The organism is Bradyrhizobium sp. 149 (assembly GCF_023073915.1).
GTDB lineage: Bacteria > Pseudomonadota > Alphaproteobacteria > Rhizobiales > Xanthobacteraceae > Bradyrhizobium.
The window spans coordinates 31,431-57,547 of record NZ_JADPKK010000016.1; the positions used below are offsets into that span (position 1 = coordinate 31,431).

22 protein-coding genes are annotated in these 26,117 nt (G+C 64.6%); 5 read left to right on the forward strand and 17 right to left on the reverse strand.

Annotated elements, in window-relative coordinates:
- Positions 1–70: 70 nt before the first annotated feature.
- Both IVA88_RS10330 and IVA88_RS10335 read left to right on the forward strand, forming a co-directional pair.
- Positions 71–574: an RNA pyrophosphohydrolase gene (locus IVA88_RS10330; RefSeq protein ID WP_247497185.1), complete on the forward strand. Its 504-nt coding sequence runs from the start codon at positions 71–73 to the stop codon at positions 572–574.
- Positions 575–637: 63 nt separating this feature from the next.
- Positions 638–1,138: an RNA pyrophosphohydrolase gene (locus IVA88_RS10335; RefSeq protein WP_247497186.1), complete on the forward strand. Its 501-nt coding sequence runs from the start codon at positions 638–640 to the stop codon at positions 1,136–1,138.
- A 29-nt stretch (positions 1,139–1,167) separates the two neighbouring features.
- Here IVA88_RS10335 and IVA88_RS10340 read toward each other — a convergent pair whose 3' ends face one another.
- From IVA88_RS10340 to IVA88_RS10365, 6 genes are all read right to left on the reverse strand, one after another.
- Positions 1,168–2,772 carry an adenylate/guanylate cyclase domain-containing protein gene (locus IVA88_RS10340; RefSeq protein WP_247497187.1) on the reverse strand — a complete coding sequence of 535 codons (1,605 nt, stop codon included), beginning with the start codon at positions 2,770–2,772 and terminating at the stop codon, positions 1,168–1,170.
- Between the two features lie 151 nt (positions 2,773–2,923).
- Complete coding sequence (locus IVA88_RS10345; protein ID WP_247497188.1) at positions 2,924–3,331, reverse strand: F0F1 ATP synthase subunit epsilon; 408 nt, start codon at positions 3,329–3,331, stop codon at positions 2,924–2,926.
- Between the two features lie 86 nt (positions 3,332–3,417).
- A complete protein-coding gene (gene atpD, locus IVA88_RS10350) occupies positions 3,418–4,860 on the reverse strand; it encodes a F0F1 ATP synthase subunit beta (RefSeq protein ID WP_247497189.1) in 1,443 nt (480 codons plus the stop codon).
- Between the two features lie 52 nt (positions 4,861–4,912).
- Positions 4,913–5,788 (reverse strand): F0F1 ATP synthase subunit gamma, encoded by an 876-nt coding sequence (locus IVA88_RS10355; protein ID WP_247497190.1) that lies wholly within the window; start codon positions 5,786–5,788, stop codon positions 4,913–4,915.
- A gap of 152 nt (positions 5,789–5,940) precedes the next feature.
- Positions 5,941–7,470, reverse strand: a complete 1,530-nt coding sequence (gene atpA, locus IVA88_RS10360) for a F0F1 ATP synthase subunit alpha (RefSeq protein WP_007604342.1) — start codon at positions 7,468–7,470, stop codon at positions 5,941–5,943.
- Complete coding sequence (locus IVA88_RS10365) at positions 7,470–8,030, reverse strand: F0F1 ATP synthase subunit delta (protein ID WP_247497191.1); 561 nt, start codon at positions 8,028–8,030, stop codon at positions 7,470–7,472. Before IVA88_RS10365 ends, atpA begins: the two co-directional genes overlap by 1 nt.
- A gap of 634 nt (positions 8,031–8,664) precedes the next feature.
- Between IVA88_RS10365 and IVA88_RS10370 the strand changes: the two genes are divergently transcribed.
- On the forward strand, positions 8,665–9,174 hold the full coding sequence (locus tag IVA88_RS10370; RefSeq protein WP_247497192.1) for a septal ring lytic transglycosylase RlpA family protein: 510 nt from the start codon (positions 8,665–8,667) through the stop codon (positions 9,172–9,174).
- A 175-nt stretch (positions 9,175–9,349) separates the two neighbouring features.
- On the opposite strand, the gene IVA88_RS10375 is transcribed toward IVA88_RS10370, so the two are convergent.
- Positions 9,350–11,560 carry a primosomal protein N' gene (locus IVA88_RS10375; protein WP_247497193.1) on the reverse strand — a complete coding sequence of 737 codons (2,211 nt, stop codon included), beginning with the start codon at positions 11,558–11,560 and terminating at the stop codon, positions 9,350–9,352.
- A gap of 111 nt (positions 11,561–11,671) precedes the next feature.
- On the opposite strand from IVA88_RS10375, the gene IVA88_RS10380 reads away from it, so the two are divergent.
- Positions 11,672–12,637, forward strand: a complete 966-nt coding sequence (locus tag IVA88_RS10380) for a tyrosine recombinase XerC (protein ID WP_247497194.1) — start codon at positions 11,672–11,674, stop codon at positions 12,635–12,637.
- 126 nt (positions 12,638–12,763) lie between these two features.
- The gene (locus tag IVA88_RS10385; protein ID WP_247497195.1) at positions 12,764–13,354 is read left to right on the forward strand and encodes a DUF4337 domain-containing protein; all 591 of its coding nucleotides are present in this window, start codon (positions 12,764–12,766) and stop codon (positions 13,352–13,354) included.
- 176 nt (positions 13,355–13,530) lie between these two features.
- On the opposite strand, the gene IVA88_RS10390 is transcribed toward IVA88_RS10385, so the two are convergent.
- From IVA88_RS10390 to zapE, 10 genes are all read right to left on the reverse strand, one after another.
- Positions 13,531–14,061, reverse strand: a complete 531-nt coding sequence (locus IVA88_RS10390) for a hypothetical protein (protein ID WP_247497196.1) — start codon at positions 14,059–14,061, stop codon at positions 13,531–13,533.
- A 33-nt stretch (positions 14,062–14,094) separates the two neighbouring features.
- Positions 14,095–15,495 (reverse strand): dihydrolipoyl dehydrogenase, encoded by a 1,401-nt coding sequence (gene lpdA / locus IVA88_RS10395; RefSeq protein WP_247497197.1) that lies wholly within the window; start codon positions 15,493–15,495, stop codon positions 14,095–14,097.
- A 56-nt stretch (positions 15,496–15,551) separates the two neighbouring features.
- Positions 15,552–16,301, reverse strand: coding sequence for an SDR family oxidoreductase (locus IVA88_RS10400; protein ID WP_247497198.1), 750 nt, complete (start codon positions 16,299–16,301; stop codon positions 15,552–15,554).
- 64 nt (positions 16,302–16,365) lie between these two features.
- Positions 16,366–17,604 carry a 2-oxoglutarate dehydrogenase complex dihydrolipoyllysine-residue succinyltransferase gene (gene odhB / locus IVA88_RS10405; protein ID WP_247497199.1) on the reverse strand — a complete coding sequence of 413 codons (1,239 nt, stop codon included), beginning with the start codon at positions 17,602–17,604 and terminating at the stop codon, positions 16,366–16,368.
- Positions 17,605–17,786: 182 nt separating this feature from the next.
- Positions 17,787–20,756 carry a 2-oxoglutarate dehydrogenase E1 component gene (locus IVA88_RS10410; RefSeq protein WP_247497200.1) on the reverse strand — a complete coding sequence of 990 codons (2,970 nt, stop codon included), beginning with the start codon at positions 20,754–20,756 and terminating at the stop codon, positions 17,787–17,789.
- Positions 20,757–20,893: 137 nt separating this feature from the next.
- Positions 20,894–21,778: a succinate--CoA ligase subunit alpha gene (sucD, locus tag IVA88_RS10415; RefSeq protein ID WP_247344406.1), complete on the reverse strand. Its 885-nt coding sequence runs from the start codon at positions 21,776–21,778 to the stop codon at positions 20,894–20,896.
- Between the two features lie 34 nt (positions 21,779–21,812).
- Entirely contained in the window at positions 21,813–22,292 is a 480-nt protein-coding gene (locus tag IVA88_RS10420) for a DUF1579 family protein (RefSeq protein ID WP_247497201.1), read from the reverse strand.
- 4 nt (positions 22,293–22,296) lie between these two features.
- Positions 22,297–23,493 (reverse strand): ADP-forming succinate--CoA ligase subunit beta, encoded by a 1,197-nt coding sequence (gene sucC / locus IVA88_RS10425; RefSeq protein WP_007604323.1) that lies wholly within the window; start codon positions 23,491–23,493, stop codon positions 22,297–22,299.
- A gap of 201 nt (positions 23,494–23,694) precedes the next feature.
- A complete protein-coding gene (mdh, locus tag IVA88_RS10430) occupies positions 23,695–24,663 on the reverse strand; it encodes a malate dehydrogenase (protein WP_007598869.1) in 969 nt (322 codons plus the stop codon).
- Between the two features lie 252 nt (positions 24,664–24,915).
- Positions 24,916–26,100 carry a cell division protein ZapE gene (zapE, locus tag IVA88_RS10435; RefSeq protein ID WP_247497202.1) on the reverse strand — a complete coding sequence of 395 codons (1,185 nt, stop codon included), beginning with the start codon at positions 26,098–26,100 and terminating at the stop codon, positions 24,916–24,918.
- Positions 26,101–26,117 lie beyond the last annotated feature (17 nt).

The following is a 26,117-nucleotide window of genomic DNA, read 5'->3' on the forward strand; positions in this document are numbered from 1 at the left end:
CGGATTGGTACGGCACAGGCCCGTTGGGCCTGCTCAAGCCCTACCGACAGCATGCGAGAGGTCTGGCGGAATGGCGCGTTATGAGGATCTGCCCTACCGGACCTGCGTCGGTGTGATGCTGATCAACCCGAAGGGACTGGTGTTCGTCGGCCGCCGCGCCGGCGGCATCGAGCATGTCGACGACACCCATGTCTGGCAGATGCCGCAGGGCGGCGTCGATCCCGGCGAGGATACCTGGGACGCCGCCAGGCGCGAGCTCTATGAAGAGACCAGCGTGCGCTCGGTCGAGCGGCTCGGCGAGGTTCCGGAGTGGCTTACTTACGACATTCCGCGCACCGTTGCGGGCCGCGCCTGGAAGGGCCGCTACCGCGGCCAGCGCCAGAAATGGTTCGCGGTCCGCTTCACCGGCACGGACAGCGAGATCAACGTCGCAAATCCCGGCGGCGGCCATAAGGCCGAGTTCGTGGCCTGGCGCTGGGAGCCGATGAAGAACCTGACCGGGCTGATCATCCCGTTCAAGCGCCCGGTCTATGAGCGCGTGGTGAAGGAATTTTCCGCGCTGGCGGAGGATTAGTTCAAGTCGCCATTCCAGGTTGATGCTAATGCATCGCCTGGAATGACGACGAGAGATCCACGCGTGACCCATGAAAAGCCCTACCGTCCCAATGTCGGAATCGCGCTGTTCAATGCCGATGGCCGCGTGCTGATCGGACATCGCTTCAAGGGCGACGGACCCGAGATCATCCTGCCGGGTCTGGACTGGCAGATGCCGCAAGGCGGCGTCGATGAGGGCGAGGACCTGCGCGACGCGGCGTTGCGCGAACTCTGGGAAGAGACCAGCGTCAAGAGCGCAACCTATCTCGGCGAGACCGACTGGCTGACTTACGAATTCCCTCCCTATGACGGGCCGCAGACGCACCGGCTGGCGAAATTCCGCGGCCAGCGCCAAAAATGGTTCGCGCTGCGCTTCACCGGCAAGGATGACGAGATCGATCCGCTGACGCCGCGCAACGGGCAACCCGCGGAGTTCGATGCCTGGCGCTGGGAGCGGCTCGACCGTGTCCCCGATGTCGTGGTGCCGTTCCGCCGCGACGTCTACCGCGCGGTGGCACAGCAGTTTGCGCCCTTCGCGAATTAAAACCGCCGAAACAACCTGATCAAAACAGCCTAATTCGTCGGTCCGACGGTGAACGGGCCGATCGCGATCACGTGGCAATCGCTGTCGCGCCTGGCGCAGTCGGCGAGCGCGGCATTGACGGCGGTCTGCTCGTCGGCGGCCTTCAGGCCGAGGCCCGGCCGGCCCGCGGTGCCGACCGCGACGGCGTTCCAGCCCATGCCATCGGCGAGCTTGCGCACGACCTCGTCGCGCGCATCTGCGACGATCGAGGCATTCGACGACGCGTGGAAGAAGCCGGTGATCTTCAGCAGGGTCGGGATCGGCACCACGAAATTCTCGTCGAGCGCAACGACCAGGCAGGCGACGCCGGCGATCGCGCCGCACGATTCCAGCGAACGCCGCGCGGCATCATCGGCGGATGATGCGCCCATCACCATGAAATATTGACCGCCGGGGCCGAGCGCGACCGCGCGGGATTTCGCCGCGGGCACGAACATGTTCTCGAGCCGGACCTTGGCGGGATCGCGCACCATCGGAAAGTCCTTCGAGGCGAAGGCACGCTCGGTCATGGCATCATGCCGGACAAACGGCTGCGGCGGCATCGGCGGCTTGCCGTGCGTGTAGACGACATTGTTGCCGACCGCATAGAGCTCGCAGCGCCGCGGCGACTGCGCAGCATCGGCGCGCTTCTGGCACTGCTCGAGTGCGGCGTTGCGCGCCGCCTCCTCGTTCGGCTGATTCAACGACGCGCCGGTGAAACCGCCGACATTGACCGCGAACGCCTTGTAGTCGCCGGCAGCGGAATAATCGCCGGCCAGATAATTGCGGACGCGCTCGTTGATGAAGGGCACGCCGTCGGCAGCAAACTTGCCGGCCATCGGCGAGGCGGATGGGGCCGGCATGGGCATCGCCGCTTTCGCCGCCACGGTGGGTGACGGGCTTGATACAGGGCTTGATACAGGGCTCGGCGCGGTCGCTGCGATCGCCGGCGCCTTCGTGGTCTCGAGCTTGGTGAAATAGAGGAAGCCGCCGACGCCGATGGCAACGATGGAGACGATACCGACCACCAGCGGCCACATCCAGTTCGGCGCGGCCGCGGCCTTCGCCACCTTCTTGATCTCAGGCGTTGCGTAGCCGTCGCCGCGCCGCATCGCCACCATATAGGCGTGTACCGGCGTCGGGATATTCTTGACCTCCTGCGCGCCAATATCGGCGAACTGCACCGAGAGCTTGTTGGCGACCTGTTCGTGCACGGCGCGAGAGACGCAGATGCCGCCGACCTCGGCGAGGCCCTCGAGCCGGGCGGCGATATTGACGCCGTCACCGAGCAGATCGCCGTCGCGCTCGACCACGTCGCCGATGGTGATACCGATGCGGAACGACATCTGCCGGCTCGGCGGATAGGCCATGTTGCGCGTTCGCAAGGACTCCTGGATGTCGATCGCGCAGCGCACCGCATCGACTGCGCTTGGAAATTCCGCGAGCACGGCGTCGCCGGCGGTATTGAAGATGCGTCCGCCCGCCTTGGCAATGAAATCGTCGACGACCTCGCGATAGGAGGCCATACGCCGGAGCGTCTCCTCTTCGTCTTCCGCGACCAGTCGTGAGTAACCGGCAATATCGGCTGCGAAAATCGCTGCGATCTTGCGTTTCATCTGCGACCGGCCCCCGGGACAAAGTTCGCAAGCGCAGAATGCCGCTATCGGCGGCGCGGTGCAACAAAGTTTCAGCGCCCGCCACTTCCGTGACGAGCGCTGAACTTATTCAGGAATTTTCAGTTCGGGCCCCGGCGCGGTGCACCGGGGCTTAGTGCATTGCCGTACTGTTGAGCTCGTGTTGGATGCTCTTGAAGTGATCGAGCCGCGCAATGGCTTGGTCGAGCTCGCTGCCTTCGTGCTCCTTCAGTCCCTCTTCCATCTCCGAGACAGTCGCGGCGAACTGGGCGCGGTCGAGCTCGGCCAGCGACGTCGCTACGTCGGCGAGCACGGTCAGGCCCTTTTCGGAAACTTCGGCGATACCGCCGAGCACGATCATCTTCTCGTGCTTGCCGCCGGTGGTCACGGTGAGAATGCCGGGCCGAATCGCGGCTACGACCGGCGCATGTCCCGCCAGCACGCCGAAGTCACCCTCGACGCCGGGGATATCGACCTGATCAACCTCGCCCGAGAAGGCGAGCTTTTCCGGCGAGACGAGATCGAAGTGGAAGGTGGCCATGGGAAACCTGCGAATGGTGAGTAGCGAAAAGCGAATGGAGCGGGAGCAGCGCGACTGGTCGCTACTCCCTGCTCGCCCTTCGCAGCTTAGGCCGCCTCGGCCGCCAGCTTCTTGCCCTTCTCGATCGCCTCTTCGATGGTGCCGACCATGTAGAAGGCGGCTTCCGGCAGGTGGTCATACTTGCCTTCGCAGAGGCCGCGGAAACCCTTGATGGTGTCCGCGAGGTCGACGAACTTGCCGGGCGAGCCGGTGAAGATTTCGGCGACGTGGAACGGCTGCGACAGGAAGCGCTCGATCTTGCGGGCGCGGGCCACCGTCAGCTTGTCCTCTTCCGAAAGCTCGTCCATGCCGAGAATGGCGATGATGTCCTGGAGCGACTTGTAGCGCTGCAGCACCTGCTGGACCTGACGCGCGGTGTCGTAGTGCTCCTGGCCGACGACGAGCGGCGAGAGCATGCGCGAGGTCGAGTCGAGCGGGTCCACCGCCGGATAGATGCCCTTTTCCGAGATCGCGCGGTTCAACACCGTGGTGGCGTCCAAATGCGCGAACGAGGTCGCGGGCGCCGGGTCGGTCAAGTCGTCGGCCGGAACGTAAATGGCCTGCACCGAGGTGATCGACCCCTTCTGCGTGGTGGTGATGCGCTCCTGCAGCGCGCCCATGTCGGTGGCGAGCGTCGGCTGATAACCCACGGCGCTCGGGATACGACCGAGCAGCGCCGACACTTCAGAGCCGGCCTGGGTGAAGCGGAAGATGTTGTCGACGAAGAACAGCACGTCCTGGCCCTGGTCACGGAAGTGCTCGGCGACGGTCAGACCGGTCAGGCCGACGCGGGCGCGGGCGCCGGGCGGCTCGTTCATCTGGCCGAACACCAGCGCGCACTTCGACTTGACGCTCGGATCCGGATTGTGCGGATCGGCGTTGACCTTGGACTCGATGAACTCGTGATAGAGGTCATTACCCTCGCGGGTACGCTCGCCGACGCCGGCGAATACGGAGTAACCGCCGTGCGCCTTCGCGACGTTGTTGATCAGCTCCTGAATCAGCACGGTCTTGCCGACGCCAGCGCCGCCGAACAGGCCGATCTTGCCGCCCTTGGCGTAGGGCGCGAGCAAGTCGACGACCTTGATGCCGGTGACGAGAATTTCAGCTTCGGTCGACTGGTCGGTGTAGCTCGGCGCTTCCTGGTGGATGGCGCGCCGGCCTTCGGACTGGATCGGGCCGGCTTCGTCGATCGGCTCGCCGATCACGTTCATGATGCGGCCGAGCGTGCCCGCGCCCACCGGGACCGCGATCGGCTGTCCGGTGTCGGTCACTTCCTGGCCGCGGACCAGACCTTCGGTCACGTCCATCGCGATCGTGCGCACGGTGGACTCACCGAGATGCTGCGCAACTTCCAGCACGAGGCGGATGTTGCCGTTCTTGGTTTCCAACGAATTCAGAATGGCCGGCAGATGGCCTTCGAACTGAACGTCGACGACGGCGCCCATGACCTGGGTGACGCGACCGACCTGGTTAGCTGCTGTAGCCATGAAGCTCTCCTTCGAAATTCTTTACTTGAACGACCGTCGTTTGGTTCGTGCGTCAGACCGCCTCGGCGCCGGAGATGATCTCGATCAGCTCCTTGGTGATCTGGGCTTGACGGGTTCGGTTGTAGATCTGGGTTTGCTTGCGGATCATTTCGCCGGCGTTGCGGGTGGCGTTGTCCATCGAGCTCATCTGGGCGCCGTAGAACGAGGCGTTGTTTTCCAGCAGTGCGCGGAAGATCTGCACCGCGATATTCCGCGGCAACAGGCCGGAGAGGAGTTCGTCTTCCTCAGGCTCATAGTCGTAGGACGTCGACGGCGCGTTCGCCGCGTTTTCTTCCACGGTCAGCGGAATGATCTGCTGCGCGGTCGGGATCTGGGCAATCACCGACTTGAACTGCGCGTAGAACAACGTGCAGACGTCGAATTCGCCGTTGTCGAAACGGGCCAGCACCTTCTTGGCGATGTCCTCGGCGTTGACGAAACCGAGCTGGCGAACGCCGCGCAGGTCGAGGTGCTCGACGATCTGCTTGTCGTAGAGGCGGCGGAGCTGCTCGTAGCCCTTGCGGCCGACGCAGAAGAATTTGACGTCCTTGCCCTGCGCCATCAGCGCCTGGGCGCGCTCGCGCGCGAGGCGCACGATCGAGGAGTTGAAGGCACCCGACAGGCCGCGCTCGCCGGTGCAGACCAGCAGCAGGTGAACCTGATCCTTGCCGGTGCCGGCCAGCAGCACCGGCGCGCCGGGCGAACCGGCGGCAGCGCTGGCGATGTTGGCGATCACCGCGCTCATCTTGTCGGCATAGGGCCGCGCCGCCTCGGCCGCTTGCTGGGCGCGGCGCAACCTGGACGCCGCGACCATCTGCATGGCCTTGGTGATCTTCTGCGTCGCCTTGGTGGAGGCGATGCGGACGCGCATGTCTTTAAGTGACGCCATTCTTCGTTCACCCCGGCGGTTCGATCCCTTGGATCAAGCCGCTAGCCTATCCCAGTCGTCATGCCCGGGCTTGTCCCGGGCATCCACGTCTTTGTCTCCATGCGGTGAGCACGGACGGCCGGGACAAGAAGCCCGGCCATGCGACGGTTCTCTTATGCGAAGCTCTTGGCGAAACCCTCGACCACCGACTTCAGCTTGGCGGCGGTGTCGTCGGAGAGATCGCGGCTGTCGCGGATCGCGTTGAGGATCTCGACGTTCTTGCCGCGCAGCAGCGACAACAGACCGTCCTCGAACGCGCGCACCTTGTTGACCGGGAGCGGATCGAGATAGCCGTTGGTGCCGGCCCAGATCACGCAGACCTGCTCTTCCATCTTCAGCGGCGCGAACTGCGGCTGCTTCAGGAGTTCGGTGAGACGCGAGCCGCGGTTGAGCAGGCGCTGGGTCGAGGCGTCGAGGTCGGAGCCGAACTGCGCGAACGCCGCCATTTCGCGGTACTGCGCGAGCTCGCCCTTGATCTTGCCGGCGACCTTCTTGGTGGCCTTGGTCTGCGCCGAGGAACCGACGCGCGACACCGACAGACCGACGTTCACCGCGGGGCGGATGCCCTGGAAGAACAGGTCGGTTTCCAGGAAGATCTGGCCGTCGGTGATCGAAATGACGTTGGTCGGAATGTAGGCCGACACGTCGTTGGCCTGGGTTTCGATGACCGGCAGCGCCGTCAGCGAGCCCGAGCCCTGGTCCTTGTTCAGCTTCGCCGCGCGCTCGAGCAGGCGGGAATGCAGATAGAACACGTCGCCCGGATAGGCTTCGCGGCCCGGCGGGCGGCGCAGCAAAAGCGACATCTGGCGGTAGGCGACGGCCTGCTTGGACAAATCGTCATAGATGATGACGGCGTGCATGCCGTTGTCGCGGAAGTACTCGCCCATGGTGCAGCCGGTGAACGGCGCGATGTACTGCATCGGCGCCGGATCCGAAGCGGTGGCGGCGACGATGATCGAATATTCGAGCGCGCCCTGCTCTTCCAGCACCTTCACGAACTGGGCAACGGTCGAGCGCTTCTGGCCGATCGCGACGTAGACGCAATACAGCTTGATGTTCTCGTCCGGCTGCGCGTTGAGCGGCTTCTGGTTGAGGATGGTGTCGAGCGCGATCGCGGTCTTGCCGGTCTGGCGGTCGCCGATGATCAGCTCGCGCTGGCCGCGGCCGATCGGGATCAGGGCGTCGATCGCCTTGAGGCCAGTCGCCATCGGCTCGTTCACCGACTTGCGCGGAATGATGCCGGGCGCCTTGACGTCGACGCGCATGCGCTTGTCGGCCTGGATCGGGCCCTTGCCGTCGATCGGGTTGCCGAGCGCGTCGACGACGCGGCCGAGCAGGCCCTTGCCGACCGGCGCGTCCACGATGGCGCGGGTGCGCTTGACGGTCTGGCCTTCCTTGATCTCGCGGTCGGCGCCGAAAATAACGATACCGACATTGTCGGTTTCGAGGTTCAGCGCCATGCCGCGGGTGCCGTTCTCGAACTCGACCATTTCACCGGCCTGGACGTTGTCCAGACCGTAGACGCGGGCGATACCGTCGCCGACGGACAGCACCTGTCCGACTTCGGAGACTTCAGCTTCCTGGCCGAAATTCTTGATCTGGTCCTTGAGGATCGCGGAAATTTCCGCGGCGCGGATGTCCATCAGCCTGCCTCTTTCATCGCGTGCTTGATCGAATTGAGTTTGGTGCGAAGCGAACTATCGATCATCCGGCTGCCAAGCTTGACCACGAGGCCACCGATGATCGAGGGATCGACCTTCACGTTGAGCGCGACGTCCTTGCCGGTCACCGACTTCAGGGCAACCTTGAGGGCGTCGAGATTCTTGTCCGAAAGCGCCTCCGCCACGGTGACGTCGGCCGTCGCCTCGCCCTTGAAGCGGGCGACTAGGGCGCGATAGGCGCGGATGACGTCAGCCACCACGAACAGGCGACGGTTGGCGGTCAGCACTTTCAGGAAATTGGCGGAGATGCCGGCGATCCCCGTCTTGTTCAGCACGGCCGAGAGGGCCCTGGACTGCGCATCGGCCGCGAACACCGGGCTGCGGACGAGGCGCTTCAGATCGGCGCTTTCGTTCAGCATCCCCTCGAATTTGTCGAGATCGGCTTTGACCTCGTCGACCACTTTCTGGTCACGGGCCAGTTCAAACAAGGCCGTTGCATAACGGCCCGACACACCGGAAACGGACGTATCTTCTGCAGCCACAGACGCGCTCTTTTTGCTGTCAAACTCGCAAGGGAAAAACCGTCGCCACGAAGCGGCGCCTAGCGATCCAAGCCCTTGGAATTCAAGCGGGACTTCGATTTTCGACCCCGCACGGAAGTGCCGGGCTCGTTAAAATCGCGGCTTTGCTAACATAGCAGGCGCGCAGGTGCAACATGACGCCAAACTAAAGGCATGACGCTCTGTCGCCAGTTCGTCGCAGTCCCCGACGACGCGATGACACCTGCCATGCCGCGGAATTGCCACGCTCTGCGAGCCGACGCCGGGCCATTCGTTCCTGCGCTGAGCGCATAGCGGCCATGAACACGGATCACTCGGGCGTGATTTCCGACGCGAGGGCTTCACTCGCCGAATACTTACGGAATTCTAAACACAGAAAGCTATGACTTCGTTTTACAGTATTAACAAGTAATCATTAGGTTAATAAATCGTTAAAATCCAAGATTACGGAATATCGGCTGAATACCTGTGCCGGTAACAAGATATTACACGCCGACACGGAACGGATTTACTGCCCAATTCACGCCTCATTAGGAAACGAAACGCCACCTCGCTCACAAACTTACGGGGGCTCCACTTGCCACATATGTGGCAATACTAGCTTAGGGACCACTAAATGCTTTCTTTGAAGATGCTGGGCTGTGTGACCCGGCCGCGTACGGCGATGGCTTTCGTTGCCGCAACTCTCCTCATCGGTGGAACTGCCACCGAAGCATCCGCCAAATCCCGCCATCACCACCGGTACTCTCACCATCATCACCGCCACCACGCCCAGAACGATGCCAACACGACCTCCGATTGGCGTAACGCCAACGCGTCGATGACGCCGTCGCAGGGTACCGGGCGTTCCTTCTCCGGCATGGCTTCGTTCTACGGCAACGAGTCCGGCAGCAAGACCGCGTCGGGCCAGCGCTTCAACCAGAACGCCATGACCGCAGCGCACCGTTCGCTGCCGTTCGGCACCAAGCTGCGCGTCACCCATGGCGGCTCGAGCGTGGTCGTCACCATCAACGACCGTGGCCCGTTCATTCGCGGCCGTGTCCTCGACCTCTCCACGGGTGCTGCCCGCGCCATCGGCCTCACCGGCGCCGGCGTCGGCCGCGTCACCGCGGAAGTCGTCTCCTAAAGCGCGCGACGCGTGAAATAAGCCCGCCGTCTTCCCATGATCTTGGGGGACGGCGGGCTTTTTTTATTCTTTGTCATTCCGGGGCACGCGAAGCGTGAACCGGAATCTCGAGATTCCGGGTTCGACGCTGCGCATCGCTCCGGAATGATGATGGAGGTGTGGCCGCGGCGGTGGCCTACAAAAAACTCTGCGGATCGACGTCGACTTCCAGCTTTTGATTGCCCTTCGGCTTCGGGCATACGGCAAGCCAGTTGCGCAAATAATCCGACAGGTCGAACCCGCGCGCCGATTTCACCAGGATGCGGAATCGGTAGCGGCCCTTGATGACCGCGAGAGGGGCTTCCGCCGGCCCTAGCACCACCACGCGCTCATCGCGCGGCGCGAGCGCAACGAGGCGGCGGCCAAAGCCTTCGGCGCTCGGCCGGTCGCCGGCGGAAATGATCAGGCTCGCGAGCCGCCCGAACGGTGGATAGAGCGTGCGTTCGCGCAAATCGATCTCGCTGTCGTAGAAGGCTTCGCGGTCGCAGGCGATCAGCGCCTTCATCACGGGATGATCGGGCTGATGGGTCTGGAGATAGCCGACGCCGCGGCCCTGCTCGCGGCCGGCGCGGCCGATCACCTGGTTAAGCAATTGCCAGGTACGTTCGGAGGCGCGCGGATCGCCGTTGGACAGGCCAAGATCCGCATCGACCACGCCGACGAGATTGAGCCGCGGGAAATTGTGGCCCTTGGCGACGAGCTGCGTGCCGATGATGATGTCGACGCGGCCCTCCGCGATGTCATTGAGTTCCGAGCGCATGGTCTCGATCGAGGTGATGAGATCGCTCGACAGCACCATGGTGCGCGCTTCCGGGAACAGCGCCGCCGCCTCTTCCTGCAAGCGCTCGACGCCGGGCCCGACTGCGACCAGCGATTCCTCTGCCGCGCAATGCGGACAGGTCTGCGGACGCGGCATCGAGAAGCCGCAATGGTGACAGACGAGGCGCTGGCGGAAGCGATGATCGACCAGCCAGGCATCGCAGATGGTGCAGGCGAAGCGATGACCGCAGGCGCGGCACAGCGTCAGCGGCGCATAACCGCGGCGATTGAGGAACAATAGCGCCTGCTCGCGCCGCTCGATCGCGGTCCTGATCTCGGAGGCCAGCCGCGGCGAGATGAAGCGGCCGCGCGCGGGCGGCTCGCGGCGCAGGTCGATGGCCTCGATATGCGGCATGTGCTGGCCGCCGAAGCGCGACGGCAGCGCGATGCGCTGATAGCGGTTCTTGCGCGCATTGACCTCGGATTCGACCGACGGCGTCGCCGAGGCCAGCACGATCGGGACCTTTGCGATATGCGCGCGCACCACCGCCATGTCGCGGGCGTGATAATGCACACCCTCGTCCTGCTTGTAGGCCTGGTCGTGCTCTTCATCGACGACGATGAGGCCGAGATTGCCGTAGGGCAAAAACAGCGCGGAGCGCGCGCCGACCACGACCGGCGCGCTGCCCTCGGAGATCGCCGCCCAATTGCGCGCACGGGTACGCGGCGTCAGCTCGGAATGCCATTCGATCGGCCGCACGCCAAAACGCTGCGCGAAGCGGTCGAGGAACTGACCGGTGAGCGCGATCTCCGGCATCAGGATCAGTGACTGTTTTCCGCGGCGGATCGCCTCGGCCACGGCTTCGAAGTAAACCTCGGTCTTGCCCGAGCCGGTGACACCGTCGAGCAGCGCGACGTGGAAGCTGCCGTTGGCGGCGAGCGCGCGCATCGCATCGACGCCGGCGCGCTGGAGCGGTGAAAAATCCGGCCGGCTGAAATCCGGGTCGGGGGCCGGCGGCGGCGGAGGCGGCGGCATCGGTTCGACCGCGAGCGTGCCTTCGTCCACGAGGCCGTCGATCACGCCGGCCGAAACGCCGGCCTCCTTGGCCGCCTCGGACTTGCCGTGCAGCAGCCGGTCCGACAGCACCTCGATCAGGCGCTGCCGCGCCGGTGTCAGTCGCCGCGGGGGATCGCCGACCAGGCGCACGCCGGCGCGTGCCCGCTCGGGACCGAGGTTCTCCCCCATCCGCAGGCACATGCGCAGCACCATGCCGCGCGGGCTCAGCGTGTAATTGGCGACCCAGTCCACGACCGCACGCAGCTCGGGCTTCAACGGCGGGATGTCGAGCTTTTCGCTGACCTCCTTGAGGCGGTTGTGCAGGCGCGGATCGGGATTGGCGTTTTCGGCCCAGACCACAGCGATCACCTCGCGCGGGCCGAGCGGCACCCCGACAAAATCGCCCGCCTTCAGCTCCATCCCGCGCGGCACCTTGTAGGAATAGGTCTGGTCGAGCGCGACCGGCACCAGCACGTCGACCATGCCGGTCGCGTTGGCGGAGACGGCGTTGCTGCGCGCTGTGTGATCCATGCAGGGAGAATCGGAACCCGGGGCCTCAAGGCTAGCGCCCTGAGGCGGCCTTAGCGAACGATAAACGAGTGTGATGCGATATACTGAGTGGAATCACCACGTCCAGAGCGCATGAGCAAAGCGACCGCCCCACAAATCGAGCTCGCCAGCGCCGATCCCGACATCGCGCAGGAGATGGCGCGCTGGCTGTCGCATCTCGGCGCGGAGCGACGGCTGTCGCCGAAGACGCTGGAGGCCTATGCCCGCGACTTGCGGCAGTGCCTGAATTTCCTCTGCACCCATTGGGGCGAGCGGGTGACGCTCAAGCGTTTTGCCGCGCTGGAAGCCACCGATATCAGGGCCTTCATGGCGATGCGCCGCGCCGACGACATTGCCGGCCGCAGCCTGATGCGCGCGCTCGCGGGCCTGCGCTCGTTCGGCCGCTTCCTCGAACGCGAGGGCAAGGGCAAGGTCGGCGCACTCTCGGCGATCCGCGCGCCGAAAGTCGCAAAAAGCCTGCCGAAGCCGCTGCCGATGGCGTCGGCCAAACGTCTTGCGGACGCCGACGAGCGCGCCGGCGAGGACCGCGAGAGCTGGATTCTTGCGCGCGACGCCGCGGTGATGGCTCTCCTCTACGGCTCGGGCCTGCGCATCTCCGAAGCGCTGGGCCTGAAGCGCCGCGAGGTGCCGCGCCCCGGCGAAGGCGACGTGCTGATCGTAACCGGCAAAGGCAACAAGACGCGTATGGTGCCGGTGCTGCAGAACGTGCTCGCGCTCGTGCAGGACTATGTTGCGATGTGCCCGTATCCGTTGCCGGGCGAGGGCCCGATCTTCGTCGGCGCACGCGGCGGGCCCTTGAGCCCGCGCATCATCCAGCTCGCGATGGAGCGGCTGCGCGGCGCGCTCGGCCTGCCCGACAGCGCGACGCCGCACGCGCTCCGGCATTCCTTCGCCACGCATCTGTTGTCACGCGGCGGCGATCTGCGCGCGATCCAGGAATTGCTCGGCCATGCCTCGCTCTCGACCACGCAGATCTATACCGGCATCGATTCCGAGCGGCTGCTGGAAGTCTATGCCAGCGCGCATCCGCGGCGGTGATGCTGACATGAAGCTGTCATAGTAAGCTCTCTTGGCAAGCTCTCTTGGCAAGCTCTCTTGCCGCGCATGCCTCTTGCGCGGCGCCCGCGGTTCGGTCAATCGTGGGAACCTGGCCAGGAGGAATTTATGAGCGCACATGAAAGCATGGAGCATGCCGAGCACGCCGAACACGCGTCCGGCTCGAACAAGAACATCGCGCTCCTGATCGCGGTGCTGGCGTTGTTCCTGGCGATCTCGGAAACGCTCGGCAAGGGCGCCCAGACGGAGTCGATCAGCAAGAACGTCCAAGCTTCCAATCTCTGGGCCTTCTTCCAGGCCAAAAGCATCCGCCGCACCGTGGTGCAGGCCGCCGCCGAGCAGGGCAAGCTGACGCTGGGCTCCGTCACCGACGACGCCATCAAGGCCGCTGCGCAGAAGCAGATCGAGGACTGGCAGAAGACCGCGGCGCGCTACCGCTCCGAGCCGGAGACCGGCGAAGGCACCGAGCAGCTCGCCGAAAAAGCCAAGCACGCCGAGCATGAGCGCGACGAGGCCACCGCGAAGTATCATCATTTCGAGCTGGCGTCCGCCGCCTTCCAGATCGGCATCGTGCTGGCGTCGGCCACCATCATCACCGGCATGATCGCACTCGCCTATGTCGCTGGCCTGCTGACGCTCGGCGGGCTCGTCATGACCGGGCTCGGTCTGTGGTTGCCGCACCTGCTGCATCTGCACTGAGGGGCATGGGGCGTGACCACGGCGCGATGCAAATCGGCCGCCAGACATTCCGCTGTCGTGCCCCGGCTTGACCGGGGCGTCCAGTACGCCGCGGCTCCTCCGTATCTCTTCGTTTTCTCTGGAATACTGGATCGCCCGGTCTAGGCCGGGCGATGACACCGAGGATGCGGGAACGTTCAGCGCGCTTCGTGCACGCTCTTGCGAAAACGCTGGATCAGGCGGAACGTGCGGGAGGACCAGCCTTCGCCGTTGCCGGCGATCAGCTCGCGGATGCGTCGCTTGATCGGGTCGACCAGCTCGGCGGCCTTGGCGCGCAGCTTCAGCACCAGATCATAGAGCCGCTCGAACCAGGCCATCTCCATCAGCTTGTCGCGCGTCACGTCGAACACGAAAGCGGTGACGCCGACCCCGAGCAGTTTTGCGAACAGGATGGTGACGACCGCGCTGGTCCAGTATTCGTGCGTGAGCAGCCATAGGCCACCCAGCTTGAGCGGAAACAGCGGGATGATTGGAACCGCGAACACGATCAGCGTCATCGCCGGCGACAGCGCATCGACGCGCTCCGTCAGCCATTGCTTGAAACGCGCGAGCGGGATGATTGCGACAACCCGCGCGACGATCGGTTCGAGATGATCCCACAGCCAGGCTTCGATCAGGAAGATGATCGCAAGCAGGACCCAGACCGGTTGAAGCAGGCGGCGTAACATGTGTTTCCCGCCCGATTCGGCGCTGGACGCAGCCTACATATGGATGGCCCGCTTGCCGACTGCAAGCGCGGCTTCCTTGATGGCTTCCGAGCGGGTCGGATGCGCGTGGCAGGTGCGGGCGAGATCCTCCGCACTGCCGCCAAACTCCATGAGAACGGCCGCTTCATGGATCATTTCGCCGGCTTCGCGGCCGATAATGTGGACGCCGAGCACGCGATCGGTCTTCGCATCTGCGAGAATCTTCACAAAACCGTCAGTGGTCTGGTTGACCTTGGAACGGCCGTTGGCGGTAAAGGGGAACTTTCCGACGGTATAAGCCACGCCCGCCTGCTTCAGCTCCTCCTCGGTCTTGCCGACCGAGGACACTTCCGGCGTGGTATACACGACGCCCGGGATAACATCGTAGTTCACGTGGCCGGCCTGCCCGGCGATGATCTCGGCAACCGCGACGCCTTCATCCTCGGCCTTGTGCGCGAGCATCGGGCCCGCGACGACGTCGCCGATGGCATAGACGCCCTTCACACTGGTGGCAAAATGCGGGTCGATCTGCACGCGGCCGCGATTGTCGAGCGCAATCCCGGCTTCCTTCAGGCCGAGCCCATCCGTGTACGGCACGCGGCCGATGCAGACGAGAACGACGTCGGCTTCCAGCGTCTCGGCGGCGCCGCCGGCGGCGGGCTCGATCGTCGCCTTCAGCGTCTTGCCGGAGGTGTCCACGCCCGTGACCTTGGCGCCCAGCTTGAACGCAAAGCCCTGCTTCTCCAGGATGCGCTGGAATTGCTTGGCGATCTCGCCGTCCATGCCGGGCAGGATGCGGTCCAGGAATTCGACGACGACGACTTCGGCGCCGAGACGATGCCAGACCGAGCCGAGCTCGAGACCGATCACGCCGGCGCCGACGATCAGCAGCTTGCCGGGGACCTTGTCCAGCGACAGCGCGCCCGTCGACGACACGATGCGCGTCTCGTCGATCTCGATGCCCTTCAGCCGCGCGATGTCCGAGCCGGTGGCGATCACGATGCTCTTGGTCTCGACCACTTGCGACTTGCCGTCGGCGGAGACTTCGACCTTGCCGGTGCCGAGAATCTTGCCGGTGCCCTTGAGCACGTCGATCTTGTTCTTCTTCATCAGGAACTCGACGCCCTTGACGTTGCCGTCGATGCCCTGCTGCTTGAAGTTCATCATCGAAGGCAAATCGAGCTTCGGCGCGGAGACGCTGACGCCCATCTTGGCAAAGGAATGCCCGGCTTCCTCGAACATTTCGGAGGCGTGCAGCAGCGCCTTCGACGGCATGCAGCCGACATTGAGGCAGGTGCCGCCGAGCGTGGCGTTCTTTTCGACCACGGCGACTTTCATGCCGAGCTGGCTTGCGCGCACCGCGCAGACATAACCGCCCGGTCCGGTGCCGATGACGACGAGATCGTAGGTAGCCATGAGAGAAAGTCCCGTAGGTTTAGCGTGATGAGGATGTGTCAGCGTCCGCCGGTGCGTCAGCGTCCGCCGGACACATCGAGAATGGCTGAGGTGACGTAGGAGGCGTCGTCCGACATCAGCCAGACGATGGCATTGGCGACTTCATCGGCAGTACCGACGCGCTTCATCGGCACCATATGGGCCAGACGATGGGCGCGGTCGGGCTCACCGCCGGCAGCGTGGATTTCGGTGTCGATCAGGCCGGGGCGGATGCCCGCGACGCGAATGCCCTCGCCGGCAACCTCATGGCCGAGGCCGACAGTGAAAGAATCGATCGCGCCCTTGGACGCGGCATAGTCAACATAGGTGTTCGGCGCGCCGAGCTTGGCAGCAACCGACGACAGATTGACGATGACGCCGCCCTGGCCGCCGTGCCGGGTCGACATCCGCTTCACCGCCTCGCGCGCGCAGAGGATAGAGCCGGTGACGTTGACCGCCATCACGCGCTGGATGCGCTCGGCCGACATCTCGTCGACACGCACGCCGCTGGTCCCGACAATACCGCCATTGTTGACGAGTGCGCCGAGCGTGCCGAACCCGTCGGCGGCCTTGAACAGCGCCAGGATGTCGCTTTCCTCGGCGACATCGCATTTGACCGCGATCGCCTTGCCGTTGCTGGCCTCGATCGCGGCGACCACCTCGTCGGCGGCCGTCTTGTTGCTGGCATAGCCGACGACGATTCGGAAGCCGCGCGCGGCCGCCGCAATCGCGGTCGCCCGCCCGATGCCGCGGCTGCCGCCGGTGATGACAACGACTTTATCGGTCACGCGCGCCTCCATGGTTCGACACGCGCCGTCGCGAAAGGCGACGGCGCTCGCAGAGCATCAGGGATCAGAGATCGAGCACCAGGCGAGCCGGATCTTCCAGGCTCTCCTTGACGCGGACCAGGAAGGTCACCGCCTCCTTGCCGTCGATGACGCGGTGATCGTAGGACAGCGCCAGATACATCATCGGGCGGACCTCGATCTTGCCGCCCACGACCATCGGCCGCTCCTGGATCTTGTGCATGCCGAGGATGCCGGACTGCGGCGCGTTCAGGATCGGGGTCGACATCAGCGAGCCGTAGATGCCGCCATTGGTGATCGTGAAGGTGCCGCCCTGCATCTCGTCGATCTTGAGCTGGCCGTCACGGGCACGGCGGCCGAAATCGGCGATGCCCTTCTCGATGTCGGCGATCGACTTGTTGTCGCAGTCGCGCACCACGGGCACCACGAGGCCCTTGTCGGTGCCGACGGCGACGCCGATGTGGTAGTAGTTCTTGTAGATCAAATCGGTGCCGTCGATCTCGGCGTTGACGGCCGGGATGTCCTTCAGCGCCTGCACGACGGCCTTGGTGAAGAAGCCCATGAAGCCGAGCTTGCTGCCGTGCTTCTTCTCGAACGCATCCTTGTAGTGCGCGCGCAGTGCCATGACGTTGGTCATGTCGACCTCGTTGAAGGTCGTGAGCATCGCGGCGGTGTTCTGCACGTCCTTGAGGCGGCGCGCGATGGTCTGGCGCAGCCGGGTCATCTTGACGCGCTCTTCGCGGGCGGCGTCATCGGCCGGCGACGGCGCGCGGACTTGAACGGCGGCGGCGGGCTGGTTGACCGGGGTCGGCGCGGAGGCCGCACGCTCGATCGCGGCGAGCATGTCGCCCTTGGTGACGCGGCCGTCCTTGCCGGAGCCGGGAACGGTCGAGGCGTCGATGCCGGTCTCGGCCGAGAGCTTTCGCACGGACGGGGCGAGCGGGGCGTCGGCCGGCGGAGCCTTCGACGCAGCAGGAGCAGCCGCAGCGGCGACAGGAGCGGCTGCCGCGGGCTTTGCGGGCGCAGCGGCCGGCTTGGCAGCGCCAGCGGCGCCTTCGGTAATCTGGCCGAGCAGCGCGCCGACCGCGACGGTGGCGCCATCGGCCGCGACGATCTCGCTCAGCGTGCCGGCGGAGGGCGCCGGGACTTCGATGGTGACCTTGTCGGTCTCGAGCTCCACCAAGGGCTCGTCGACGGCGACGGGATCGCCGGCCTTCTTGAACCAGCGGCCGATGGTGGCCTCGGTGACGGATTCGCCGAGGGTCGGCACACGAATTTCAGTCATGGTCTTTTCCTTAAGGAGATCGCCAATGCGGTCGGGAATTTTCAGGTGTCATCGGCCGGCGAAAAGCAGGCCATCCAGCAAGCCGAAACGTTCGCATTCACCACGGACGCCACGGTTTGCCGGATGCCCCGCGCCAGTGCGCCGTTGCGCACGAGGCGGGGCATGACGCAGCTCGAAAAAGTTCAGCTCAATGCTTCGTCCAGGAACGCCTTCAGCTGCGCCTGATGCTTCGACATCAGACCCGTGGCGGTCGCGGCGGAGGCGGCGCGGCCGACATAACGCGGACGCCGGCTCGCGCCGTTCACCTGGTTCAGCACCCATTCCAGATAGGGCTCGATGAAGTGCCAGGCCCCCATGTTGCGGGGCTCTTCCTGGCACCACACCACTTCGGCCTTCTTGAAGCGCGACAGCTCGGCCACCAGCGCCTTCAGCGGCACCGGATAGAGCTGCTCGACGCGCATCAGGTAGATGTCGTCCATGCCGCGCTTCTCGCGCTCCTCGTAGAGGTCGTAATAGACCTTGCCCGAGCAGAGCACGATGCGGCGGATCTTCTCGTCGGAAACGAGCTTGACCGCTTCGCTCGGCAGCATCTGGGCGTCATCATAGAGGATGCGGTGGAAGGTCGTTCCCTTCGCGAGCTCCTCGAGACGCGACACCGCCCGCTTGTGACGCAGCAGCGACTTCGGCGTCATCACGATCAGCGGCTTGCGGATCTCGCGATGGAGCTGGCGGCGCAGCACGTGGAAGTAGTTCGCCGGCGTGGTCGGATAGACCACCTGCATGTTGTCTTCCGCGCACATCTGCAGATAACGCTCCAGACGCGCCGAGGAGTGCTCCGGTCCCTGGCCTTCATAGCCGTGCGGCAGGAGGCAGACGAGGCCGGACATGCGCAGCCATTTGCGCTCGCCCGAGGAGATGAACTGGTCGAACACGACCTGCGCGCCGTTGGCGAAGTCGCCGAACTGCGCTTCCCACAGGGTCAACGTATTCGGCTCGGCGAGCGAGTAGCCGTATTCGAAGCCGAGCACGGCCTCTTCCGACAGCAGCGAATTGATGACCTCGTAATGGCCCTGCTCGTGGCCGAGATGGTTGAACGGCGTGTAGCGGCTCTCGTCTTCCTGGTCGATCAGGACCGAGTGGCGCTGCGAGAAGGTGCCGCGCTCCGAATCCTGTCCGGACAGCCGGACATGGTGGTTCTCGTTGAGCAGCGTGCAGAACGCCAGCGCCTCGCCGGTAGCCCAGTCGATGCCCGTGCCGCCGTCGATCGCCTTGGACCGGTTCTCGAGGAAGCGTTGGATGGTGCGGTGGACGCGGAAGCCGTCCGGCACCTTGGTGATCTTGCGGCCGATGTCCTTCAGCTCGGCGATGTCGACGCCGGTGACGCCACGCCGCGCATCTTCTTCCGGATCGGCGATCTTGAAGCCGGCCCATTTGCCGTCGAGCCAGTCGGCCTTGTTGGGCTTGTAGCCGGAGCCGGCTTCGAGCTCGGCATCGAGCCGCGCGCGCCAATCGGCCTTGGCCTTGTCGACCTCGCCCTCGGTCAACACGCCTTCGCTGATGAGGCGGCGGGCGTAGAGCTCGAGCGTCGACGGATGGGCCGCGATCTTCTTGTACATCACCGGCTGGGTGAAAGCCGGCTCGTCGCCCTCGTTATGGCCATGCCTGCGGTAGCAGAACATGTCGATGACCACAGGCTTGTGAAATTTCTGCCGGAACTCGGTCGCGACCTTGGCCGCGAACACCACGGCTTCCGGATCGTCGCCGTTGACGTGGAAAATCGGCGCATCGATCATCTTCGCCACGTCGGACGGGTAAGGCGACGAACGGGAATAACGCGGATAGGTGGTGAAGCCGATCTGGTTGTTGACGATGAAGTGCACGGAGCCGCCGGTGCGGTAGCCCTTCAGGTCCGACAGGCCGAAGCATTCCGCGACCACACCCTGGCCGGCGAACGCGGCGTCGCCGTGCATCAGGAGCGGCAGCACCGAGATGCGCATGTCCGGCGGATCGCCGTGCTGGTCCTGCTTGGCGCGGACCTTGCCGAGCACGACGGGATCGACGATCTCGAGATGCGAGGGGTTGGCGGTCAGCGACAGATGGATGCGGTTGCCGTCGAACTCCCGGTCCGAGGACGCGCCGAGGTGATATTTGACGTCGCCGGAGCCTTCGACGGCGTCAGGATTGGCCGAGCCGCCCTTGAACTCGTGGAACAGCGCGCGATGCGCCTTGCCCATCACCTGGGTCAGCACGTTGAGGCGGCCGCGATGCGGCATGCCCAGCACGACCTCCTTCACGCCGAGATTGCCGCCGCGCTTGATGATCTGCTCGAGCGCGGGGATCAGTGACTCGGCGCCGTCCAGGCCGAAGCGCTTGGTGCCGGTGAACTTGGTGTCGCAGAATTTCTCGAAGCCTTCGGCTTCGACCAGCTTCATCAGGATGGCGCGACGGCCTTCGCGGGTGAACGAGATTTCCTTGTCCGGCCCCTCGATCCGCTCCTGGATCCAGGCCTTCTGTGCCGCATTGGTGATGTGCATGAACTCGACGCCGAGCGTCTGGCAGTAGGTGCGCTCACAGATCGCGGTGATCTCGCGCAGGCTGCCGTATTCGAGGCCGAGCACGTGGTCGAGGAAGATCTTTCGGTCGAAATCCGCTTCGCTGAAGCCGTAGGTCCGGGGGTCGAGCTCCTCGCGGTTGCGCGGGGCTTCGATGCCGAGCGGATCGAGCTTGGCGTGGAAGTGGCCGCGCATGCGATAGGAGCGGATCAGCATCAGCGCGCGGACGGAGTCGCGCGTGGCCTGGAGCAGGTCGGCGGAGGAGAGGCCGCCGCCCTTATCGCCACCCTTGGCCTGAGCCTTGGCGGCGATCTTGGCACCGACCGTCTTCTCGACTTCGGCCCAATTGCCGTCGAGCGCGGAGGTCAGATCGTCCTGCGGGGTCAGCGGCCAGTTGGCGCGCTCCCAGGACGGGCCTTGGGCGTTCTTGCTGATGTCACCCGGCGGGTCGTTGAGGCTCTTGAAGAATTCCTGCCACTCGGCATCGACCGAGGACGGGTCCTTCTCGTAGCGGGCGTAGATTTCGTCGATGTAGGTGGCGTTGGTGCCCTGCAAAAAGGAGGAGAGGGCAAAGGCTGCGTTCGCGTCTTGGCGAGACATACTTGAGTTCCTGGCGATTTCGGTTCGCGCATAACAAACGGCGCTGGCGCTGGGCTCCCCGGCAGGGGACCAGCGCGACAGGCACCATTTATCCTATTTGCTGCGAAACTTCGCCCGGAAAATTGCCAAGGACTGAATTAGCCCTTCAACTTTTCGGCAAGCGTGTGACCGAGGCGGGCGGGAGACGGCGACACTGTAATTCCTGCCGATTTCATCGCGTCGGTCTTCGAACCGGCGTCGCCCTTGCCGCCCGAAATGATCGCGCCGGCATGGCCCATGCGGCGGCCGGGAGGGGCGGTCACACCGGCGATGAAACCGACCATCGGCTTCTTGCGGCCGCGCTTGGCCTCGTCCTTGAGGAACTGGGCGGCGTCCTCCTCGGCGGAACCGCCGATCTCGCCGATCATGATGATCGACTCGGTCTTGGGATCGCCAAGCAGCATTTCCAGCACGTCGATGAACTCGGTTCCCTTGACCGGGTCGCCGCCGATGCCGACCGCCGTGGTCTGGCCGAGGCCTTCCTGAGAGGTCTGGAACACGGCTTCGTAGGTCAGGGTGCCGGAGCGGGAGACGATGCCGACGCTGCCGGTCTTGAAGATGTTGGCCGGCATGATGCCGATCTTGCACTCGCCAGCGGTCATGACGCCCGGGCAGTTCGGCCCGATCAGGCGCGACTTGGAGCCGGCCAGCGAGCGCTTCACCCGCACCATGTCGATGACCGGGATACCTTCGGTGATGCAGACGATCAGCGGGACCTCGGCATCGATGGCTTCGCAGATCGCGTCCGCCGCGCCCGGCGGCGGCACGTAGATCACCGACGCATCGGCACCGGTCTTCTCGCGCGCCTCGCGCACGGTGTCGAACACCGGCAGGCCCAGATGCGTCGCACCGCCTTTGCCCGGCGAGGTGCCGCCGACCATCTTGGTGCCGTAGGCAATCGCGGCCTCCGAATGGAAGGTGCCGTTCTTGCCGGTAAAGCCCTGGCAGATGACCTTGGTGTTCTTGTCGATCAGGATGGACATGAGGTCTGCTTTCGCGAAACTAACGAGTGAGAGGTCAGTGGATGCGGCGGTAGACGCCGGTGAGCACGTCGGCCCAGCCTTCCGCGTCCGGCGAGAACTGGATCTTCAACGAGTACGAATCGTCGTCGATGATTTCGTAGACGTGGCGCGCATTGCCGCGGAGCGAGCCGCGCACCAGCGTCAGGGTCTTGCCGACCCACCCGCCGGAGGCGGGCGAGGGCGGCGTGTAGCCGAGCGAGTCGTACCAGAATAATTTATAGGTCCGGTCTTCGCGGTCGAAGGTGAAGATGCCGTGGGTGGCGAAGCTCTGCCTGCCGTCGCGGGTCTGGACCGAGTCCTGGATCAGATAGAAGCCGTTGAGATCCATGTGGGCCACGACGTGAGAGGTCGCAGTGCCGCCCTCCGTCCAGCGCGACGGAAAGACCACCTCTTCGCCATTCCATTCACCGGCGAACGCGGCAAGACGCGCGTGCTCCGGCAACGGGGATAATGCAGCGAGATGGTCCTGGGTCATGGCCTCAGCCTCCCTTGACGGCCTTCACGATCTTCTGCGCGGCGTCGTCGAGATTGTCGGCCGGCACCACGTTCAGGCCGGATTCACGGATGATCTTCTTGCCCAGCTCGACATTGGTGCCTTCGAGGCGAACCACCAGCGGCACGCTGAGGCCGACTTCACGAACCGCAGCCGTGACGCCCTCGGCGATCACGTCGCACTTCATGATGCCGCCGAAGATGTTGACCAGGATGCCCTTCACGTTCGGGTCCGCGGTGATGATCTTGAAGGCGGCCGCGACCTTCTCCTTGCTGGCGCTGCCGCCGACGTCGAGGAAGTTCGCCGGCGCCATGCCGTAGAGCTTGATGATGTCCATCGTGGCCATGGCGAGACCGGCGCCGTTGACCATGCAACCGATATTGCCGTCGAGGGTGACGTAGTTGAGGTCGTATTTCGACGCCTCGATTTCCTTGGCGTCTTCCTCGGTCTCGTCGCGCAGCGCGAGCACCTCGGGATGGCGGAACAGCGCGTTGTCGTCGAACGACACCTTGGCGTCGAGCACGCGGAGCTGGCCCTGCTTGGTCACGACCAGCGGGTTGATCTCCAGCATCGACATGTCCTTGGCGACGAAGGCGGCGTAGAGCTGCGCGGTGAGCTTCTCGGCCTGCTTGGCGAGATCGCCGGAGAGCTTCAGCGCATTCGCGACGGTGCGGCCGTGATGGCCCATGATGCCGGTCGCGGGATCGATCGAGAAGGTCACGATCTTCTCAGGGCTGTTGTGCGCGACGTCCTCGATGTTGACGCCGCCCTCGGTCGACACCACGAAGGAGACGCGGGAGGTCTCGCGATCGACCAGGATCGAGAGGTAGAATTCCTTGTCGATGTCGGAGCCGTCCTCGATGTAGAGGCGGTTGACCTGCTTGCCGGCGGGGCCGGTCTGGATGGTGACGAGCGTGGCGCCGAGCATCTGCTTGGCGAACTCGGAAACCTCCGCGGCCGACTTGGCGATGCGCACACCGCCCTTGTCGCCGGCCGAGGCTTCCTTGAACTTGCCCTTGCCGCGGCCGCCGGCGTGGATCTGGCTCTTCACGACCCAGACCGGGCCCGGAAGGGCCTTTGCCGCCGCGTCCGCATCGGCGGCCTTCAGGACCGGAACGCCCTTGGAGATCGCTACACCGAACTCGTTCAGCAGCGCTTTGGCCTGATATTCATGGATATTCATATGGTCGCTCCCTGAACCCGCGGGCGGTGACCTCGTAGGCCCACCTCAGTCTTGTGGCTGGCATACCATATACCACAGGAACTGCAACCCGGATTCTTTGACATCGATCTCTGGACTGCCGATCCGGAACCCGCCCGACGCGAGGCCCGGAAATGAAACCGCCGAAGACCGGTTTTCGATCTTCGGCGGGGATTATTGAGTTTAGCGACCGAGAAGATCGGGTGCGATCTTCTTGCAGGCGTCCACCAGACCCTGCACTGCGCCGACCGACTTGTCGAAGGCTTCGCGGTCCTTGCCAACGAGCTCGATCTCGACCACGCGCTCGACACCCTTGGAGCCGATCACGACGGGCACGCCGACATACATGTCCTTCACGCCGTATTCGCCGTTGAGGTAGGCGGCCGAGGCCAGCACGCGCTTCTTGTCACGCAGATAGCTCTCGGCCATCGCGATCGCGGAAGCCGCCGGCGCGTAGAAGGCCGAGCCGGTCTTGAGCAGATTGACGATCTCGGCGCCGCCGTTGCGGGTGCGGTCGACGATCTCGTCGAGGCGCGCCTGCGAGGTCCAGCCCATCTTGACGAGATCGGGCAGCGGGATGCCGGCGACGGTGGAGTATTTCACCAGCGGCACCATGGTGTCGCCATGGCCACCCAGCACGAAGGCGGTGACGTCTTCGACCGAAACGTTGAACTCGTCGGCCAGGAAGTAGCGGAAGCGCGACGAATCCAGCACGCCGGCCATGCCGACGACCTTCTTGTGCGGCAGGCCGGAGGCCTTCTGCAGCGCCCAGACCATCGCGTCGAGCGGGTTGGTGATGCAGATGACGAAGGCGTCGGGGGCATACTTCTTGATGCCGGCGCCGACCTGCTCCATGACCTTGAGGTTGATGGAGAGGAGGTCGTCGCGGCTCATGCCGGGCTTGCGCGGCACGCCGGCGGTGACGATGCAGACCTTTGCGTTGTCGAGTGCCTCGTAGGAGTTCGCGCCGGTGTAGTGCGCGTCGAAGCCGTCGACCGGCGAGGACTGCGCGATGTCGAGCGCCTTGCCCTGCGGCACGCCCTCGGCGATATCGAACATCACCACGTCGCCCAGCTCTTTCAGGCCGATGAGATGAGCCAGCGTTCCGCCGATCTGACCGGAGCCAATCAAAGCAATCTTGTCGCGCGCCATGTGAGCCTGTCCTTTAGACACGTAAGGAGGGGAAAACTGAGACGGGTGGTTATCCCTTTCGCCTCCCCCGTTCAAGTCAGGGCTTGCCCAATTGTCGGGCTTGCCTCGTATTCGAGCGCATCCCTGTCATTCCGAGGCATCGCGAGGCGACGCGCCCGGAATGCATCGGGCCTCAAGACGGGTGGCAAAAGTGGAGTCCGGGCTCGCCCGCGAAGGGGCGCGCCCCGGAATGACAGCGCTGGCAAATAGGACTTAAGTCTCCACCAAGCCCTTGGTCGAGCCGCTGGCGGTGGAATCCTTGTGGCCGTGGGGCAGCGCCAGATAGGATTCCGAGCTCATTTCAATCAGGCGCGAGGCGGTGCGCTTGAACTCGTTGGCCTCGTTGCCCTCGTTGGCAAGATAGAGCGAGATCGGGTTTGCATCGGCCGAGGCCATCAGCTTCACGGCATTGTCATACAGCGTGTCGATCAGCGTGATGAAACGTTTGGCGGCGTTGCGCTGAGAGATGTCCATCACTGGAATATGGTCGACCAGGATGGTGTGATAGTCGTGCGCCAGCCTGAGATAGTCGGATGCGCCGAGCGGCTTCTCGCAGAGATCGGCGAACGCGAAGCGCGCCACGCCGTGCGCCGAGCACGGCACGTGCAGGATGCGGCCCTTGATCGAAATATCGCGCGACTTGCATTTGGCGCTGCCTGACATCTTCGACCAGGCGCGATCGAGCGCGGTGTCCGCTTCGGCGTCCGCCGGCGTCAGCCACATCGGCACGCCCTGAAGTTTTTCCAACCGGAAGTCGGTGCGCGCGTCGAGCCGCAGCACGTCCATGTGGTCGGTGATCTGCTTGATGAAGGGCAGGAACAGCGAACGGTTCAGACCACCCTTGTAGAGGTCGTCAGGCGCGACGTTGGAGGTCGCGACCACCACGGTGCCGAGCTCCAGCAGCTTTGCGAACAGACGGCCGAGGATCATCGCGTCCGCGATGTCGGTGACGTGGAATTCATCGAAACAGAGCAGCCAGCTCTCCTCGAAGATCGCATGCGCGGTCAGCGCGATGACGTCGCCATCGGCGATCTCGCCGCGCGCAATGCCCTGGCGATAGTCGTAGATGCGCTCGTGCACATCGGCCATGAATTCGTGGAAATGCGCCCGCCGCTTGTGCTCGACGGTGCTGTGCTGGAAGAACAGATCCATCAGCATGGTCTTGCCGCGGCCGACCTCGCCATGCACGTAGAGCCCGTGCGGCGCCTCGTCCTTGTCGCTGCTGAACAGACGGCTGAGCAGCCCCTGCTTGCGCTGCGGCTTGTAGTCGGCGAGCCGCTGGTCGAGCGCCGCATAGGCTTCGGCGATTTCGGCCTGCGCAGCGTCGGGCTCGATCGCGCCGGACGCGATCTGGGCCTGATAGGCGTCGCGGAATGAGGAACTGGGGGTCGAGAGCATGGCCCTTTACCGCCAGA

Coding starts and splice junctions, on each gene's coding strand:
- atpA (WP_007604342.1), bottom strand. CDS start 7,470: ATGGACATCCGCGCCGCGGAAATTTCCGCGATCCTCAAGGACCAGATC.
- IVA88_RS10355 (WP_247497190.1), bottom strand. CDS start 5,788: ATGGCGTCACTTAAAGACATGCGCGTCCGCATCGCCTCCACCAAGGCG.
- IVA88_RS10330 (WP_247497185.1), top strand. CDS start 71: ATGGCGCGTTATGAGGATCTGCCCTACCGGACCTGCGTCGGTGTGATG.
- lpdA (WP_247497197.1), bottom strand. CDS start 15,495: ATGGCTACCTACGATCTCGTCGTCATCGGCACCGGACCGGGCGGTTAT.
- sucC (WP_007604323.1), bottom strand. CDS start 23,493: ATGAATATCCATGAATATCAGGCCAAAGCGCTGCTGAACGAGTTCGGT.
- odhB (WP_247497199.1), bottom strand. CDS start 17,604: ATGACTGAAATTCGTGTGCCGACCCTCGGCGAATCCGTCACCGAGGCC.
- IVA88_RS10385 (WP_247497195.1), top strand. CDS start 12,764: ATGAGCGCACATGAAAGCATGGAGCATGCCGAGCACGCCGAACACGCG.
- zapE (WP_247497202.1), bottom strand. CDS start 26,100: ATGCTCTCGACCCCCAGTTCCTCATTCCGCGACGCCTATCAGGCCCAG.
- mdh (WP_007598869.1), bottom strand. CDS start 24,663: ATGGCGCGCGACAAGATTGCTTTGATTGGCTCCGGTCAGATCGGCGGA.
- IVA88_RS10380 (WP_247497194.1), top strand. CDS start 11,672: ATGAGCAAAGCGACCGCCCCACAAATCGAGCTCGCCAGCGCCGATCCC.
- sucD (WP_247344406.1), bottom strand. CDS start 21,778: ATGTCCATCCTGATCGACAAGAACACCAAGGTCATCTGCCAGGGCTTT.
- IVA88_RS10375 (WP_247497193.1), bottom strand. CDS start 11,560: ATGGATCACACAGCGCGCAGCAACGCCGTCTCCGCCAACGCGACCGGC.
- IVA88_RS10340 (WP_247497187.1), bottom strand. CDS start 2,772: ATGAAACGCAAGATCGCAGCGATTTTCGCAGCCGATATTGCCGGTTAC.
- IVA88_RS10370 (WP_247497192.1), top strand. CDS start 8,665: ATGCTTTCTTTGAAGATGCTGGGCTGTGTGACCCGGCCGCGTACGGCG.
- atpD (WP_247497189.1), bottom strand. CDS start 4,860: ATGGCTACAGCAGCTAACCAGGTCGGTCGCGTCACCCAGGTCATGGGC.
- IVA88_RS10420 (WP_247497201.1), bottom strand. CDS start 22,292: ATGACCCAGGACCATCTCGCTGCATTATCCCCGTTGCCGGAGCACGCG.
- IVA88_RS10410 (WP_247497200.1), bottom strand. CDS start 20,756: ATGTCTCGCCAAGACGCGAACGCAGCCTTTGCCCTCTCCTCCTTTTTG.
- IVA88_RS10390 (WP_247497196.1), bottom strand. CDS start 14,061: ATGTTACGCCGCCTGCTTCAACCGGTCTGGGTCCTGCTTGCGATCATC.
- IVA88_RS10345 (WP_247497188.1), bottom strand. CDS start 3,331: ATGGCCACCTTCCACTTCGATCTCGTCTCGCCGGAAAAGCTCGCCTTC.